Source organism: Streptosporangium amethystogenes (genome assembly GCF_000721075.1).
GTDB classification, from domain to species: Bacteria; Actinomycetota; Actinomycetes; order Streptosporangiales; family Streptosporangiaceae; genus Streptosporangium; species Streptosporangium amethystogenes.
On sequence record NZ_JOEQ01000017.1, the window covers coordinates 59,431 to 73,980 of the forward strand.

At 71.4% G+C, this 14,550-nt stretch carries 14 protein-coding genes; 1 reads left to right on the top strand and 13 read right to left on the bottom strand.

Annotation, left to right across the window (positions count from 1 at the left end):
• Nucleotides 1-92: 92 nt before the first annotated feature.
• The 7 genes from IG98_RS0124055 to IG98_RS0124085 are packed head-to-tail and all read right to left on the bottom strand — an operon-like array spanning nt 93 to nt 6,562.
• A complete protein-coding gene (locus tag IG98_RS0124055) occupies nt 93-1,244 on the bottom strand; it encodes an ABC transporter permease (RefSeq protein WP_030916324.1) in 1,152 nt (383 codons plus the stop codon).
• The gene (locus tag IG98_RS0124060) at nt 1,241-2,419 is read right to left on the bottom strand and encodes an ABC transporter permease (protein WP_030916328.1); all 1,179 of its coding nucleotides are present in this window, start codon (nt 2,417-2,419) and stop codon (nt 1,241-1,243) included. Before IG98_RS0124060 ends, IG98_RS0124055 begins: the two co-directional genes overlap by 4 nt.
• 2 nt (nt 2,420-2,421) lie before the next feature.
• Nucleotides 2,422-3,360, bottom strand: coding sequence for an ABC transporter ATP-binding protein (locus tag IG98_RS0124065; RefSeq protein WP_030916331.1), 939 nt, complete (start codon nt 3,358-3,360; stop codon nt 2,422-2,424).
• Nucleotides 3,357-4,403, bottom strand: a complete 1,047-nt coding sequence (locus IG98_RS0124070; protein WP_030916333.1) for a right-handed parallel beta-helix repeat-containing protein — start codon at nt 4,401-4,403, stop codon at nt 3,357-3,359. The genes IG98_RS0124065 and IG98_RS0124070 overlap by 4 nt, the downstream gene beginning before the upstream one ends.
• Complete coding sequence (locus tag IG98_RS0124075) at nt 4,403-4,885, bottom strand: 4'-phosphopantetheinyl transferase superfamily protein (protein ID WP_030916336.1); 483 nt, start codon at nt 4,883-4,885, stop codon at nt 4,403-4,405. Before IG98_RS0124075 ends, IG98_RS0124070 begins: the two co-directional genes overlap by 1 nt.
• Nucleotides 4,882-5,700, bottom strand: coding sequence for an alpha/beta fold hydrolase (locus IG98_RS0124080; protein WP_245651686.1), 819 nt, complete (start codon nt 5,698-5,700; stop codon nt 4,882-4,884). Before IG98_RS0124080 ends, IG98_RS0124075 begins: the two co-directional genes overlap by 4 nt.
• Before the next feature lie 13 nt (nt 5,701-5,713).
• Nucleotides 5,714-6,562, bottom strand: coding sequence for an ester cyclase (locus tag IG98_RS0124085; protein ID WP_030916341.1), 849 nt, complete (start codon nt 6,560-6,562; stop codon nt 5,714-5,716).
• A gap of 166 nt (nt 6,563-6,728) precedes the next feature.
• On the opposite strand from IG98_RS0124085, the gene IG98_RS0124090 reads away from it, so the two are divergent.
• A complete protein-coding gene (locus IG98_RS0124090; protein ID WP_030916343.1) occupies nt 6,729-7,913 on the top strand; it encodes an RNA-guided endonuclease InsQ/TnpB family protein in 1,185 nt (394 codons plus the stop codon).
• Between the two features lie 63 nt (nt 7,914-7,976).
• Here IG98_RS0124090 and IG98_RS0124095 read toward each other — a convergent pair whose 3' ends face one another.
• Genes IG98_RS0124095 through IG98_RS0124120 form a run of 6 tightly spaced genes read right to left on the bottom strand, consistent with a single transcriptional unit; the run spans nt 7,977 to nt 14,541 of the window.
• Entirely contained in the window at nt 7,977-8,408 is a 432-nt protein-coding gene (locus tag IG98_RS0124095; RefSeq protein WP_245651687.1) for a holo-ACP synthase, read from the bottom strand.
• The gene (locus tag IG98_RS0124100; RefSeq protein WP_030916348.1) at nt 8,405-9,310 is read right to left on the bottom strand and encodes an ACP S-malonyltransferase; all 906 of its coding nucleotides are present in this window, start codon (nt 9,308-9,310) and stop codon (nt 8,405-8,407) included. The genes IG98_RS0124095 and IG98_RS0124100 overlap by 4 nt, the downstream gene beginning before the upstream one ends.
• Before the next feature lie 20 nt (nt 9,311-9,330).
• On the bottom strand, nt 9,331-10,212 hold the full coding sequence (locus tag IG98_RS0124105) for an alpha/beta fold hydrolase (RefSeq protein WP_030916350.1): 882 nt from the start codon (nt 10,210-10,212) through the stop codon (nt 9,331-9,333).
• Nucleotides 10,209-11,450, bottom strand: a complete 1,242-nt coding sequence (locus IG98_RS0124110) for an FAD-dependent oxidoreductase (RefSeq protein ID WP_030916353.1) — start codon at nt 11,448-11,450, stop codon at nt 10,209-10,211. The genes IG98_RS0124105 and IG98_RS0124110 overlap by 4 nt, the downstream gene beginning before the upstream one ends.
• Nucleotides 11,447-12,277: a nitroreductase family protein gene (locus tag IG98_RS0124115; protein ID WP_084195600.1), complete on the bottom strand. Its 831-nt coding sequence runs from the start codon at nt 12,275-12,277 to the stop codon at nt 11,447-11,449. The genes IG98_RS0124110 and IG98_RS0124115 overlap by 4 nt, the downstream gene beginning before the upstream one ends.
• Nucleotides 12,274-14,541 (bottom strand): beta-ketoacyl-[acyl-carrier-protein] synthase family protein, encoded by a 2,268-nt coding sequence (locus tag IG98_RS0124120; protein WP_030916359.1) that lies wholly within the window; start codon nt 14,539-14,541, stop codon nt 12,274-12,276. Before IG98_RS0124120 ends, IG98_RS0124115 begins: the two co-directional genes overlap by 4 nt.
• Between the last annotated feature and the right edge of the window lie 9 nt (nt 14,542-14,550).

The window sequence follows — 14,550 nt, forward strand, 5'->3', positions numbered from 1 at the left end:
GAGCACGCGCACCTGACGGGAGCCGGTGAGACCGGCCCCGCCGGTCACCAGGATGCGCATTCGCCGCCCTCTTTCCGCAGTGCCGCGTTCGGTCAGTTGGAGGTGCGCATGCGTCTGCGGAACACCACGAGCGAGATGCCCAGCAGGAGCACTGCCATCCCGAGCAGCACGGCCACCTCGGTAAGGACCGAGCCCAGCCCCTTGCCCGGTTTGGTCAGCGTGATCAGCGCGTCCATCCCCCAGCCGTGCGGAACCAGGTAGCCGATCATGTTCAGGGTCTCGCCCGCGACCTCTCGCGGCCACAGGCAGCCGCCCAGCATGCCGAGCACGATGCCCAGCGGAGGCCCGATCGCGGGAGCCTGGGAGGGCGACCGCACCAGGCTGCCGACCAGCACCGCGGCACCGGTGGACACCAGGCAGAACGAGCCGACGACCGCCGCGACGCCCAGCGGGTCTCCCCAGGACACGTCGAACATCAGCGTGCTCACCACCATGATCAGGCAGGCCTGCACGATGGCGATGATGAGCCTGCTCAGCACCTCTCCGAGCAGCACCGAGCGCTCCCGCACCGGCCCGGCGAGGGACCGGCGGATCATGCCCAGCCTGCGGCTCTCGGCCAGGGCCGCGGCGACCGCCATGGAGTTGACGAAGGTGAACAGCAGCACGTTGGCGGGCGCGGTGTAGGCGAACCCACGGGGCGTGGAGCTCTCCGCGGCGCCGCTGGTGCTCACCGCCACCCGGGCCGAGGAGGCCTGGGCCTTGCGCACCAGAGCCTCGGCCTCGGCCGGGGACGCGCCCGCCGCCTCGGCCGCCCGCACGGCTTCGAGCACCGCGGCCACCTTGCCGACCGCGACGTCGATCATGCCGCGTGCCGCCATGCCGCTGCCGTTGGTCTGGGTCATGACCAGCTCCAGATCGGTGGAGCCTGGCGGGATCAGCAGACCCGCGGCGAGGACGCCGGTCCGCACCCCGGACCGCACCTGCTCCTCGGCGTCCATCCGCTCGATCGCGAGGTCGTGACTGGTCTCCAGCTGGCGCAGTACGGCCGTCGCCACCGGGTCGGAGTCCCTCGCGACCACCCCGATCGGTATCCGATCCTGTCCGGACCCGCTTCCGCCCAGGGCCATCCCGACGAAGAGGATGGTCACGAACGGCATGACCACCATGAAGAACAGGCCCACCTTGTCGCGGGAGTGACGGCGCAGGTTGGCCGCCACCAGAGCTCTGACCGGGCTCGGGCTCAACCGAGTAGTCCTTTCCGAAAGCCGAGGGCGGCGATGCCGCCGGCCACGAGTGCCATCCCGCAGAGTGCGGCGATCGGGCCGGCGACCGTCGCCAGGCCCCCGCCACCACCGGCGAGCTCGGTCAGTCCCGTCGACGTCCAGCCGTTCGGGGTGAGCAGCGCCACCTTCTGCAGGAGGTCCGGCAGGTTGTACATCGGCACCAGGCTGCCGCCCAGGAAGGCGAAGACGAAGGAGACGCCCATGATCAGCCCATCGGCCTGGGAGTCGGTCTTCGCCCTGCTGGCCACCAGCATGGTGATCGCGGCGGCGGCCAGCACGTGCGCGGTCCAGAGCGCGAACACCGCGAGCGGATCACCCCAGGTGGATCCGAACAGCAGCACCGAGGAGGCCCAGACGGCGCAGACGCTGACCAGTGCCAGCAGGAAGCCGACCACCCCCTTGCCCACGATCGGGATCCACGGCCGGATGGGCGCGGCACGCATCCGGTTGAGCGTGCCGAGGTTGCGCTCGGTGAGCAGGCTCCTGACCGAGGTGCCGACCACGAAGAAGGCGAAGAGCGCGGCCATGCCGGAGCCGTAGTAGACCGACAGGTCGACCTTTCCGCCCGCCATGGGGTCACTCTCCAGGGTCAGCGCCGGGCCGCTCGCGCCGTTGCGCTCGACGAACTCCTTGACCTTGTCCGCGGGGACGCCGGCGTCCAGGGACGCCTTGACCGCGAGGGTGCGGGCGTCCACCAGGGCGGAGATCCGGTCGACGATGCTGCTCGCGACCACTCCGGCCAGCGGCGTCTCCGGGGAGGTGAGTACGGTGACCTTCCCCCCTCGTCCGGCGCCGACGTCCTGGCTGAACCCCGAGGGGAACACGATCGCCGCGCCGATGTCCCCGTCGTCGAGGGTCTGTTGCGCGTCCTTCTCCGTCGCGAAGTCGCGCAGGGTCAGCATGCCGTCGAGTTCCTTGGCCGACAGCACCTCCCGGCGCACGCTGGAGGGGAACTCCCCGCCGTCGAGATCGACGAAGCCCACGGTGGCGCGCAGGGGCGGATCGTCCCCGCCGAGGGCGAACCCGAACAGCGAGGCCAGCACGATGGGGGCGAGCAGGGCGGTCAGCACCGCCGTACCGTCCATGAACCTGGCGCGCAGTTCGAGACGGCTCACCACGAAAAGAGCTCTCAGCATCGTCAGTCCCGCAGCTTGTTGCCGGTGAGGTGCAGGAACGCGGCCTCAAGGTCGGGTTCGATGACCTCGACGGCCGTCACGACGGCGATGCCCCGCACCGCGGCGATGAGGGTGGGCAGCAGGTGACTTCCCTCGTTGACGATCAGCCGGATGGACGAGGTACCCGCCCGCACCGCCTCGGTGACCCCCTCCACGGCGCGCAGCTTGTCGGTCGCGACGTCCAGGTCGCCGTCGAGGACGAGCTCGACCCGGTCCGCGCTGCCGAGGGTGGAGACGAGTTCCTTGCGGGTGCCCTCGGCGATGACCTTGCCGTGGTCGATGATCCCGACGCGCTTGCAGACCCGCTCGACCTCCTCCATGTAGTGCGAGGTGTACAGCAGGCTCATGCCGTCGGCCACCAGTTGCTCGACCCCGTCCAGGATGGCCTTGCGGCTCTGCGGGTCCACCCCGACCGTCGGCTCGTCCAGGATGAGCACCTCCGGCCGGTGCAGCAGGGCCGCGCCGATGTTGATCCGGCGCTTCATCCCGCCCGAGTAGGTGTCGATCTTTCCGTCCGCCCGGTCCGACAGGCCGACGAAGTCGAGCACCTCGTCGATCCGCTTCGCCAGCTCCCGCCGGGGCAGCCCGTAGAGCCTGCCGAAGAAGCGCAGGTTCTCCCTGCCGGTCAGGTCGGGGTAGAGCGCGATCTCCTGCGGGACGTACCCGATCTTCGCCTTCGCCGCGAGCGGATCGGCCGCGAGATCGTGGCCACAGACCTGTACGCTCCCCGTGTCCGGCTGCAGCAGGCCCACCAGCATGGAGATCGCGGTGGTCTTGCCCGCCCCGTTGGGACCGAGCAGGCCGTAGGCCTCCCCCTTCTCGATGAAGAAGCCGACGTCCTGTACGGCGAGGATGTCGCCGTACCTCTTGCTCAGCCCCGTACAGCTCAGGGTGGCCGTCATCGGCTTTCCTCGGCGGCGCAACCCTCGATCGTGTCGGGCGCGGTGGCGTTCGCCACGTTGCCGGCGAAACCCTGCCGGGTGAAGTCGGCGTCGACCTGGACGTCGAGCGGGGTGTTGCCGGTGATCCGGTTCCAGGAGATGTGGTTGTCCAGGGATTCGTCGCCTCCCCAGTCCTTGGACGATCCCAGCACGAACGCCCCGCCCATGACCGAGGGGCCGCTCGGGTGGTTGTCGTGGATCCGGTTTCCCACCACGGTGACGCGGTGGGCACCGATCAGCGCGAGGCCCACCCCGGAGATCGGCGGGCCCGCCTCACCGAGGCCGTTCGGGTTGCCCTCCCCGCTGAGCAGCCCGTTGCCGCGAAGCTCGTTCTCCGCCACCAGGCAGTCGTTCACCCCACCCGGCAGCTCGCCCTCGTAGGTCTGGTTGAGCAGGAGCAGCCCGGCGGAGTTGCCGTGGCAGGTGTTGCGCAGCATCCGCGCCTTCGAGGAGTTGTCGACGAAGATCCCGAAGGCGTTGGCGGAGGTCTCGTTCTCCGCGACCAGCGCGTTCGCCTCGGGGCAGAAGCTCAGCGCGATGCCCGCGTACTGGCTCCCCGAGGCCCGGCAGCGCAGCACCTCGACGCCGCTGCACTCGCGGACGTAGACGCCCCAGAAGTCGTTGTCCCGCGCCTCGACGTCCTCGACGACGAGCCCCTGGACCGTGTGCGCGTAGACGCCGGAGCCGGAGAAACCGCTCACCGCCAGCCCGCGTACGGTGACGTCGCGGATGCCGTCACCGTGCACGCTGATGCCGCTGACCACGTCCTCCGACGCGTCGTGCAGCTGCGGGATGCCCACCTTTGCCACCGCACCGGGTACCAGCCTGGTCAGCTCCGGCCCCTCACCGACCAGGGTGACCCCGCTGTGCTTGATCCACAGGCTCTCCGCGTAGTCGCCCTCGGCCAGGCGGATGGTCGCTCCCGGCCCCGCCTCGTCGAGCGCCCGCTGGATCGACTCTCCGGGCTTGACGAAGGTCTCCCCCTCCGCCTGGACAAGCGACATCACAATGCTCCCTTGGAATCGACGGTCACTATCGCCAGCGCGACGAGCAGTCCCGCGCTCAGGCCCCACCGGGCCGCGCCGGCCACCGGGGCGTCGTTCTCCCGCGGCGCCAGCCGGGCCAGGGCGGCGCGGCGGCTGGCGCCCCTGATGGTGTACGACGCGCCCGTGGTCAGTGTCAGCTCGGTGGACGCGCCCAGCGCGGACGCCGCCTCGGCCAGCAGCGGGGTGGCCCACCCCTGCTCCTCGCCCCGCTCCTCGAAGTCGTGCCAGTCGAATCCGGCCGGCCGGCCGCCCACCGCCTTGATGAAGCTCTCCTTGATCGCGAACGAGGCGGCGTCCGCGAGGGGCGAGCCGGCGTGCAGTGCCCGCTCGGCGGGCGTGGTGACCCGCCTGCGGTAGGCGGCGCCGCCGTCGGAGACGGTCCTGGCGATCCGGTCGGCCTCCACGATGTCCACGCCCACCAGGACCGCCGAGCGGGTCACGCGGACACCCCTGCCGTCCCGGCCGCCTCGACGAAGGGCGCCAGGAACCGGTCGAGGCAGGCCGAGTACTCGTCGGCGCGCTCGATCATCGGGATGTGCCCGCACTCCCTGACCAGGACCATCTCGTACCGCGGGTAGTCGGCCAGGGCCTTCACCCAGGCGTCGGCCGGGGTCATCCGGTCGTGCTCCCCCCACACGTACATCGACGGGCAGGTCACCTTGTCCATGGCCGGCAGCACCTTGTAGACGCGGGTGGCCTTGATGCTGCGGGCCATGCTCACCATCGCGGGCGGGTGCCGTAGCAGGGTGGCGGTCGCCTCCAGCTGCTCCTCGGTGAAGAGCGGCTCGCCGTGGAACAGGGCGCTCAGCATGCGGTCGCGGAACTCCTCGCCTGCGGGCTGCACGCTCGCCCTGCGGTCGAAGCTCAGGCCGACGTCGGGGTCGGGGGTCAGACCGGGGGCCCCGCTCACCACGATGCCGCGTACCCGCTCGGGAAAGCGGCCCGCCAGGTCGATCGCGACCAGGCCGCCGAGGGAGTTGGCGCAGATGATGACGTCCTTGACCCCCGCGGCGTCACAGACCTCGAGCAGCACGTCGCCGAGTCGTTCGATCGAACCGACGATCTTGCTGTCGAGCGCGCAGATGGGCTCGTTGGTGCGGAGCACCGGCCAGCCTGCGCTCTCCAGCCGCCGGTAGGGGTGATCCCAGATCCAGCCTCCGGCGAACAGGGCGGACATGAACACCACGGTTGGCCGCTCACCGTCGTCAAGCCGGTGCTCGGCGGTGAAGGGGGACCAGGGGGAGGGGGTGGACAAGATCGCACTCCAGTCACAATAGGGATTCGCGCTCGGGAATCCGGCCACAACCGCAGGCCGCGCCCTCGTCCGTGGAGAAGACGGTCTCGCAGTCGGGACAGCGAGCGTATTCGCGGACCGTGGCCGGCAGCCAGATGCTGGTGAGCGCCCGGGTGCACAGCCCACCCTTGAAGAAGCGCCGCATCGCCCGCTGGTGGGGCCGGCCGTGTACGGCGCGGACGGACTCCGGGCGGTCGAAGGCGCTCAGGGTGAACTTGCGCCTGCCGATGTCGAAGGTCGAGGCGCCGAGGAATCCCTTCGAGGCGCGCAGCGCCTTGACGACCTCCACGCTGAGCAGGTCGACCTCGGCCGCCTGCGCGCCGTCGCCGACCTCCAGCCAGGTCAGCGCCAGGGCGCCGGGACGTGCGGTACGCCCCAAGGTGGTCCGCGTGCTCACCCCGAACTCCCGCTCCTCGTCGGACTCGGGCACGAACCTGGCCTCGAATCCCAGCGCGGCGGCGACGGCCAGCCGGTCGAAGCACCGCTGCACGCGCACCGTCTCACCGTCCCTGACCAGCAGGTCGGTTCCGGTGACGTGGACGGGCCTGCCGACGGCGGGCATGGCCAGGTAGGGGGCGCGGTGGTCGGCCTCCAGCGTCCAGGAGAGCATGGCGCACTCCTCGGTGACGGCCAGGTGCTCGACATGGAGGCGCAGGTTGCCGAACCGGGCCAGTACCTCGCCGGCGTGGGCGGCCAGCGCCTCCCCGCTCAGCGGGCCCGCCGTGTCCGGATCGTCGAAGACGTCCACCGACGCGGCCACCGCCTCGGCGTCCCCGCTCTGCCAGGCCTTCAGGTGGCTTTCCGCGATCTGTCGCATGTCCATCAGATCCCCCCGAGGGGACCGTCGCCTTCAGGCGACGGGGGAATCAGGAGCGGGAGGGCCGTCAAGGCCCGAGTGTGTAGTGACCCGACAGGTCCGCGCATTCCGCGTCGCCTCTTTCTGAAATTCGATACGGTGGGAACAAAAGTTCGAGCGAGGGCGGTGGTGTGTGCGTAGGTCCTATAAGTTCCCGTTGCGCCCCACCGCCCGCCAGGTCGCCACGCTCACGGCATGTCTGGATGATCACCGCGTCCTGTACAACGCCGCGCTGGAGCACCGCCGCACCGCCTACCGCAAGGCGGGCGTGAGCGTCCGCTACGGCGACCAGTCCGCCGATCTCAAGCACATCCGCGCCGACGACGCGGACGGCCAGGGCCGGTGGTCGTTCTCCTCCCAGCAGGCCACCCTGCGCCGCCTGGACAAGGCGTTCGCCGCGTTCTTCGCCCGCCTCAAAGCCGGGCGCACACCGGGCTTCCCCCGTTTCAAGGGCAAAGGGTGGTTCGACACCGTCGAGTGGCCCAAGGACGGCGACGGCTGCCGGTGGGACTCCCAGCCCGAACACCCGAGCGCGACGTTCGTCCGCCTCCAGGGCATCGGGCACGTCCGCGTCCACCGGCACCGCCCGGTGCACGGCACCGTCAAAACGATCAGTGCGAAACGGGAAGGCGACCGCTGGTATGTGATCCTGTCGTGCGACGACGTGCCCGCTGAGACCCTGCCCGCCACCGGCGCGGTCGTCGGGATCGACATGGGAGTGGCGTCGCTGGTCACCACCAGCGACGGCGAGCACCTGGACAACCCGCGCCACCTGGCCGCGTCCGCCGACCGCCTCGCGGCCGCGCAACAAGACCTCGCCCGCACCCAGCGCGGCTCCAAGCGCCGCCGCAAGGCCATCGCCCGCGTTGCCGCCCTGCACGCCAAGGTCCGCCGCCGGCGCCTCGACGGTGCTCACAAGGCCGCCCTGCACCTGGTCCGCGATTACGACGTCATCGCCCACGAGGACCTGCGGATCACGAACATGACCCGCTCGGCGTCCGGCACCGTGGACGCTCCCGGCCGCAACGTCGCCGCCAAGTCCGGCCTCAATCGCGGCATTCTGGACGCGGGTTGGGGGGTGTTCCTGCGCATCCTCGCGGACAAGGCTGAAAGCGCCGGTCGAGAGCTGATCGCGGTGAACCCCGCCAACACCTCCCGCACCTGTGCCCGCTGTGGGCACTGCGCGAAGGAGAACCGCCTCAGCCAAGCCGGGTTCCGCTGTCAGCGGTGCGCTCATGCGGCGCACGCCGACGTGAACGCGGCGATCAACATTCTGAGGGCAGGGCTTGCCCTTCGCGAGGCTGTGGAAGCGGCTTAGCGAGAAGCCGCTCCCTTCAGGGAGCGGAGGAGTCACGTCAGGCCTCACCGTCGAACCTCATCGTCAAACCCCATCGGGGTGGTCGTCTTCGGGGAGCCGCGCCGAGAGCAGCGCGACCGCCAGCGCGCAGGCCGCGGTGTGGCTGATGGATATCCGGATCCGCTCCCTGTCCCCCGCCGCGTCGGCGAGGGCGCCGCTCAGCCGTACGCCGGGCGGGTGCCCGTGCAGACAGACCGCGCTCCGGGAGCACAGCGGGGTGGGCCGGGGCAGCACCTCCGCCTGGCCGAGACGCTCGGCGGTCTCCGCGACGTCCAGCAGGCGCAGCACCGCCCGCTTGGCCGCGAGGCGGCCCGCCCAGTGCTGGAGGGTGCGGCCCGTGCCCGACCGCAGACGTTCCGGGCGGGTGTAGACCTGCTCCAGCCGCATCTCGCCGAGGAGTTCCTTCGGCCGGGAGAGCCCGGCGAAGGAGACCATGGCGCAGCCCCACCGGCTCACGCGCCCCGCTCCTGGGCCAGCCGCCGCGGCGTGCCGGGGTCGGTCATGCTCAGGCAGCGGGCGCCGACGCCGCGCGACAGCCCGGCGAGCACCTTGCTGTCGCCCACCTCGACGCAGAGGGTGGTCGTGGTGGTCCGCAGCACCGTCTCGGTCCACCGCACCCGCTCGGTGAGCTGGGTGATCAGCGCCTCCCTGATCACGTCCAGATCCGTGGTGGGTTCGGCGGTGACGTTGGGCACGACCGGGACGCGGGGCGGCGCCATCGGCGCGGCACGCACCGCCTCCCGCCAGCCGGGTACCGCCGGGGCCATCAGCGGGGAGTGGAAGGCGTTGCTGACCTGGAGCGGCACGATCTTGCGGGCGCCGCTCGCCAGCTTGCCCAGCCGCTCGATCGCGGGCAGGGCGCCGGAGACCACCGTGTGGCCCGGCGCGTTCTCCAGGCCCACGACGAGCGGCTCGTCCGCGGTGGCGGCCTCGGCGGCCAGCGCCTCGACCTCCTCGACCGCCGGCCCCATGACCGCGCTCATCCCGCCCGTCACCCCGACCTCGGCCATCAGCCGGGAACGGATCTCCACCAGCCGGAGCGTGCCCGCCAGATCGAGCACGCCCGCCGCGTACAGCGCGCTGAGCTCGCCGACGCTGTGCCCCGCGACCAGGCCGGGTTCGTGCCCGTCGGCGCGCAGCACGGCCAGCGCCGCCAGGTTGCACACGGTCACCGCCGGCTGGGCGTGCTCGGTGGCGACCAGGCGGTCCAGCGGCCCCCTGGCGCAGAGCGGCGAGATCGGCTGCCCCAGCAGCTCGTCCGCCTGGGCGAACACCTGCGCGGCCACCGGCTTGCGGCGCAGCCAGGCGCCCATGCCGACACGGACCGTACCCTGTCCGGGAAACAGGAACCCGAGCATGAGATCCCCCTGTCCCCCGGCTAGAGCCGCCGCCTGCGGCGGTTGGCCGCCTCGGCCGGCTTCTCGGTGCCCAGGAAACCGATCAGCAGCTTGTTGACCTGCTCGGGGGCGTCGAGGGGGATCCAGTGGCCGGCGTCCTCGATCCGCTCGTAGCGCCAGGGGCCCTTGACGTACTTGGCGGAGCCGGTCATGCCCTCCTCCATCATGGCCTTGTCACCGGCCGACCAGATGCCCAGCGTGGGGGCCAGCACCGGCGGGAAGGGCCGCTCGGGACGGAGCTCGGACTCCGGCGAGCGGTTGGCCCGGTACCAGTTCAGACCGGCGGTCAGCGCGCCGGGGCGGGCCAGGTCGCGCAGGTAGCGGGTGTGGTCGCCCTCGCGCCCCATGATCTGCTTGAACAGCCGCCACCCGTTGCGGCGCAGCAGCGTCTCGCTCACCCCGGGGAACTGGTAGAAGAGCATGTACCAGGAGGCCGCCCGCTGCTCCAGCGTCGGGGTGGAGAACACCCCCGGGTGACCGACCGACAGCACGGCCAGGTGGTCGACCCTGCGGGGCATCAGGAACGAGTACATCCACGCGATGGCCGCACCCCAGTCGTGACCGACCAGGTGCGCCTTGCGGATACCCAGTGCCAGGGTCAGTTCGACGACGTCGTTGACGATCGTCTGCATGTCGTAGGCTTCGATCTCCTGCGGCTTGCCGGACTCGCCGAACCCTCTCAGGTCCGGGGCGATGACCCGGAAGCCCGCCTCGACCAGCGCCGGTATCTGGTGGCGCCACAGGTAGGAGGAGTCCGGGAACCCGTGCAGCAGGACCACCGGATCGCCCTCGCCCTGATCGACGAACGCGATGTCGACGCCGTTGACGTGCAGCGTCCTGTTGACCAACGATTCCATGCTCATGCGGTCTCCCTAAACAACCGTTCGGCGAAGAACTCACTGAAGCCGAACTCCGGCACATCCTCCGGGGGCACCATGTTCAACAGCCCCGTCACCTGCAGTGCGACGTTCTGCGACATCAACCGGCGGGCGCGCCTGCGCCGCTCGGTGGCCTCGGGCCCGAACTCCGCGTACAGCTTGCTGATGATGGCCGCGCCGAAGTTCAGGCGGTCCATCCGTGCCTTGCGCTCCTTCAGGTAGGGGTCGAAGGCCCCCACCGACCAGTCGTCGCTCTCCAGCAGGATGTCGGCGACGGTCCTGGCGTCGCGCATGCTGCACGACAGGCCGGTGCCCAGTACGGTGTCGCCGTTCCCCGCCTCGTCGCCGATCAGCACGACCCCGTCGGTCAGCGGCGGCCCGTCGGGGATGAGCGTCATCGACGGCCAGACAGCCAGCGGCCCGGCGGGGATCGCCTGGGTCACCGCCTTGCCCCGGTCGGGCAGGCAGTTGAGCTCGAAGGCGTTCAGGAAGTTCCGCACCGCGTCGGGTCCGCGGTAGCGGTGCTGGGTGCCGGTCGCGAGGTTGAGGTAGAGCCGCGCCCGGCCGAAGCCCTGCGGGAACACCATGAACATGACGTCGCCCTCGGTGCCCATCGCCTGCACGTCGGCGGGCCAGTCGTCCAGCCCCTCGACCATCATGCCGCCGCCCCAGTGGTGCACGGAGCCGCTCATCGAGACGCCGATCTGCCTGCCGACGTTGCCGACCCGGCCGGTGGCGCCGAGCACCATCCTGGTCCTGATCTCGTGCTCGGTGCCGTTGTCGAGGTAGCCGACCCTCGGCTCCACGCCGGGGGTGACCTTGATCTTGGCCGCGTCCATCACCAGCCTGGCGCCGTACTCCGCCGCCTGCGCCGCCATCAGCTCGCACACCGCGTGGTGCGGGAACGACTGCGGGCCGCCGACCTCGGGCATCGACCGGGTCATGTCGATGGCCTCGACCTCGTCCGCGGGAATGGCCTCGTCCCAGGTCATCCACTCGCGGATCTCCCAGGCGCCGCCCGCCGCGAAGCAGTCGGCGACGCCGAGCAGCTGTGCCTCCCGAACGCCCCAGGGCGCCAGCCACTCGCCGCGCACCAGGTCCTGGTAGACCTTCTGCTTCTCCAGCAAGACGACCGACAGACCACCCGCGGCCAGTTTGCTGGCCGCGGACGCGCCCGCGATTCCGCCACCGACGACGACGACATCGGCGTACTCAACGGTCATGTCTGCCATCCCTCCCAATACGTGCGTTCTCTGGCTCGGTACCGCTTCGCCGGTCGGAAGTCGGTACCGATCGTGTAGGCGACCGGCACCATGCACACCTGGGTGACCCCGGACGGGATGTTGAGCAGTTCGCCCACCTGCCGTTCGAAGGGCACGTGCATGCAGGTGATCGTGCTGCCGAGACCCCGGCTGCGCAGTGCCAGCTGGAAGGACCAGATCGCCGGGAAGATCGAGCCGTAGAAGGTGCTCGCCCGCATGGCGCCGAGCCGGACCTCGTGTCCGGTGTCCGCCGCGGGCTTGGCCGCCATCTGCCGCTCCCAGGCGGCGTCGATGGCCGCGATGTCCGGCGGCCGGCCGAGCACGCAGGGGATGACCAGGACGGGCACCCTCGCGATCCCCTCGGCCAGCGCGACCACCGAGGCGTTGTTCCGCCGTGCCGCCTCGCTGTTCCTTCTGCGGCCGGCGCTGGTCCATACGTCGTTGCGATGGAAGTTCCAGGAGACCCGCATCATCTCGGCGAGCTTCTCCTTGATGGCGGGCTCGGTGACCACCAGCCAGCGCCAGTGCTGCTGGTTGTTGGCGGTCGGGGCCTGGACGGCGACCTCCAGGGCCTCCTCCACGACCTCGCGCGGCACCGGCCGGTCAAGGTCGAGCCGCCGCCGGACGGACCGGGTGGTGGTGAGCAGCCGATCGGTCTCCGAGACGTCGAACGGCGGGCCGGCCTCCTCGCGTGGCACAGACCGGTCAAGGTCGAGCCGCCGCCGGACGGACCGGGTGGTGGTCAGCAGCCGATCGACCTCCGGGCCGGCCTCCGGGGCCGGTTTCATGGCATCGCCCCCAGCAGGACGGCGCCGCGCACCGAGTCGGCCGCCGCGGTCAGCACCAGCGCCTGCTCGACCGCCTCCGACAGGTGCGGCTTCCTGACGTAGGACTCCACCTCGCCGGCGTACGGGTGTTCCAGGCCGTGCAGCGCGGGGGCGATCCCGTCGCGGATCGCCAGGGCGGCCACGGCGAGGTTCATCGCGCCCGTGGCCGCCTGGCAGTCGCCGGTCTGTGCGACCGAGGTGGTGAGCAGGCCGTCCGGCACCAGTTCGAGCAGGACCGCCGCCTCGTCGGCGTCGTACCGGCCGCCGGTACCCGCGCCGACGACCAGACCGGCCTTCCCCACGGAGAGGCCTGCCAGGCTGCGCCTGATCGACTCCCGCTCGCCCTGCTCCCCGGTGCCGGCGTGGCCGCTGCCCAGGATCCGCGCGTACGCGCGTCCCCCGCGTGCGGCGCAGTGCTCGGCCGACTCCACCAGGATGGCCACGGCTGCGGACCCGGGAACGGACCCCGTGCGCTCCCGGTCGTAGGGGGTGACCACGGTGTCCCCGGCGGCCGTCGCCGTCGTCTCGTCCGCCGCCACCACCAGCACCACGTCCGCCTTGCCCGCCTTGATCATCTCAATGGCGCAGTCCAGCGCGATCGAGGCCGAGGCCTCGCCGTTGCAGATCGTGGTGGTCGGGCCGCGCAGGCCCAGGGTCTGGCAGACCGCGCCGCCGGTGGCGTTCAGCACGACGTTGGAGAAGCTCAGCACGGCCGGCTTGTTCGGGTCGACCGCGACGCTCTCGTCGAATCCGCCGGTGCTCTCCACCGAGCCCGCCGCGGTCGCGAAGATCAACCCGACGTTGTCCAGCGCCGCCCTGGGCAGCTTGATCCCGGCGTCCTCCCAGGCCAGCCGGGAGGCCGCGATCGCCATCCTGGACAGGTGGTTCATGTGCCGCCAGAGCGAGCGGGGCGCGAACGTCCGTCCCTCCAGCGAGGGCGCCCGGCCGACGGCCTGGCGGCCCTCCGCGAGCGCCTCGGCCAGCTCGGCGACTCCGGTGCCCAGCCCGCTGACCGGGCCCAGCCCGGTGATCACGGCCGGCCGGTCGGGCAACTCCTCGTACTCGCGCTCGCCACCCGGGGTGGTCAGCGCGAGCGCGACGTTGTTGCCGCCGAAGGCGTAGTTGTTGGAGACCACGGTCTCGATCGGCATCCGCCTGGCCACGTTGGGCACGAAGTCCAGGTCCGTCGTGGTGTCGGCGTCGAAACCGATGGTCGGCGGCGCCATGCCGTGCCGGAGCGCCAGCACGCTGGCGACCGCCTCGACCGCGCCGGCCGCGCCCAGGGTGTGACCGACGAAGGACTTGATGCTGCTGGTGGGCACCCGCGGCGCGCGGTCGCCGAAGACCGCCCGCATCACCTTGGCCTCCATCGCGTCGTTGGCCGGCGTGCCGGTGCCGTGACCGCTGACGTAGCTCACGTCGTCGGTACTCATGCCCGCGTCGGCCAGCGCCCGGCGTACCGCGCTCGCGCCGCCCCGGCCGGTGGGGTCGGGGGCGGTCGCGTGGTAGGCGTCCGCGGACAGCCCGTACCCGGCGACCTCGGCCAGCGGGGTCGCCCCCCTGGCCAGTGCCCGGTCCAGCGGCTCCAGCAGCAGGAACGCCGCGCCCTCGCCGAGGTTGAGACCGTCCGAGCGGCTGTAGGGCGCGCAGGGTCCGGTGCTGAGCGCCTGCAGCCCGGCGAATCCGGCGTAGGTCCCGAACAGCAGCGGGTCGACGCCACCGGCCAGCACCACGTCCGCCTCGCCGGTGAGGATCTTGTCCTTGGCCAGGCCGACGGCGTTGCCGCCGGCCGCGCACGCGGTCGACACCAGGATGCGCGGCCCGCGCATGCCCAGCCGCCCGGCCACCACGTCGCCGGTGCGGTGCATGGGCTGGTAGCGGCCCGCCGCGTCGGGGGTCGCCTGGCACTTGCCGAGCACCAGCCCGAACCGGTCGGCCTCCACGTCGCCCGCCGACAGCCCCGCCTGGCCGACGGCCTGGCGTGCCGCGACGAGGGCCAGCTGGGCGGTGCGGTCCAGGGCGGCATCGGATTCCGGCAGCTGCCCGGTGATCCACTCGGTGGGGACCTGACCCGCGTACCGGGCGGTGAACACGGCGAACGCCTCGTCGTCGACCGGGGTGACACCACCCTGGCCGGCCATGAGCCGTAGCCAGAACTCTTCCGGGTCACGGCCGATGGCGCAGATGACACCCAGACCTGTGATGACGACGGGGCGCGACGCCATGCTCACTCC

Coding starts and splice junctions, on each gene's coding strand:
- IG98_RS0124060 (WP_030916328.1), bottom strand. CDS start 2,419: ATGCTGAGAGCTCTTTTCGTGGTGAGCCGTCTCGAACTGCGCGCCAGG.
- IG98_RS0124065 (WP_030916331.1), bottom strand. CDS start 3,360: ATGACGGCCACCCTGAGCTGTACGGGGCTGAGCAAGAGGTACGGCGAC.
- IG98_RS0124070 (WP_030916333.1), bottom strand. CDS start 4,403: ATGTCGCTTGTCCAGGCGGAGGGGGAGACCTTCGTCAAGCCCGGAGAG.
- IG98_RS0124085 (WP_030916341.1), bottom strand. CDS start 6,562: ATGGACATGCGACAGATCGCGGAAAGCCACCTGAAGGCCTGGCAGAGC.
- IG98_RS0124100 (WP_030916348.1), bottom strand. CDS start 9,310: ATGCTCGGGTTCCTGTTTCCCGGACAGGGTACGGTCCGTGTCGGCATG.
- IG98_RS0124105 (WP_030916350.1), bottom strand. CDS start 10,212: ATGAGCATGGAATCGTTGGTCAACAGGACGCTGCACGTCAACGGCGTC.
- IG98_RS0124110 (WP_030916353.1), bottom strand. CDS start 11,450: ATGACCGTTGAGTACGCCGATGTCGTCGTCGTCGGTGGCGGAATCGCG.
- IG98_RS0124115 (WP_084195600.1), bottom strand. CDS start 12,277: ATGAAACCGGCCCCGGAGGCCGGCCCGGAGGTCGATCGGCTGCTGACC.
- IG98_RS0124120 (WP_030916359.1), bottom strand. CDS start 14,541: ATGGCGTCGCGCCCCGTCGTCATCACAGGTCTGGGTGTCATCTGCGCC.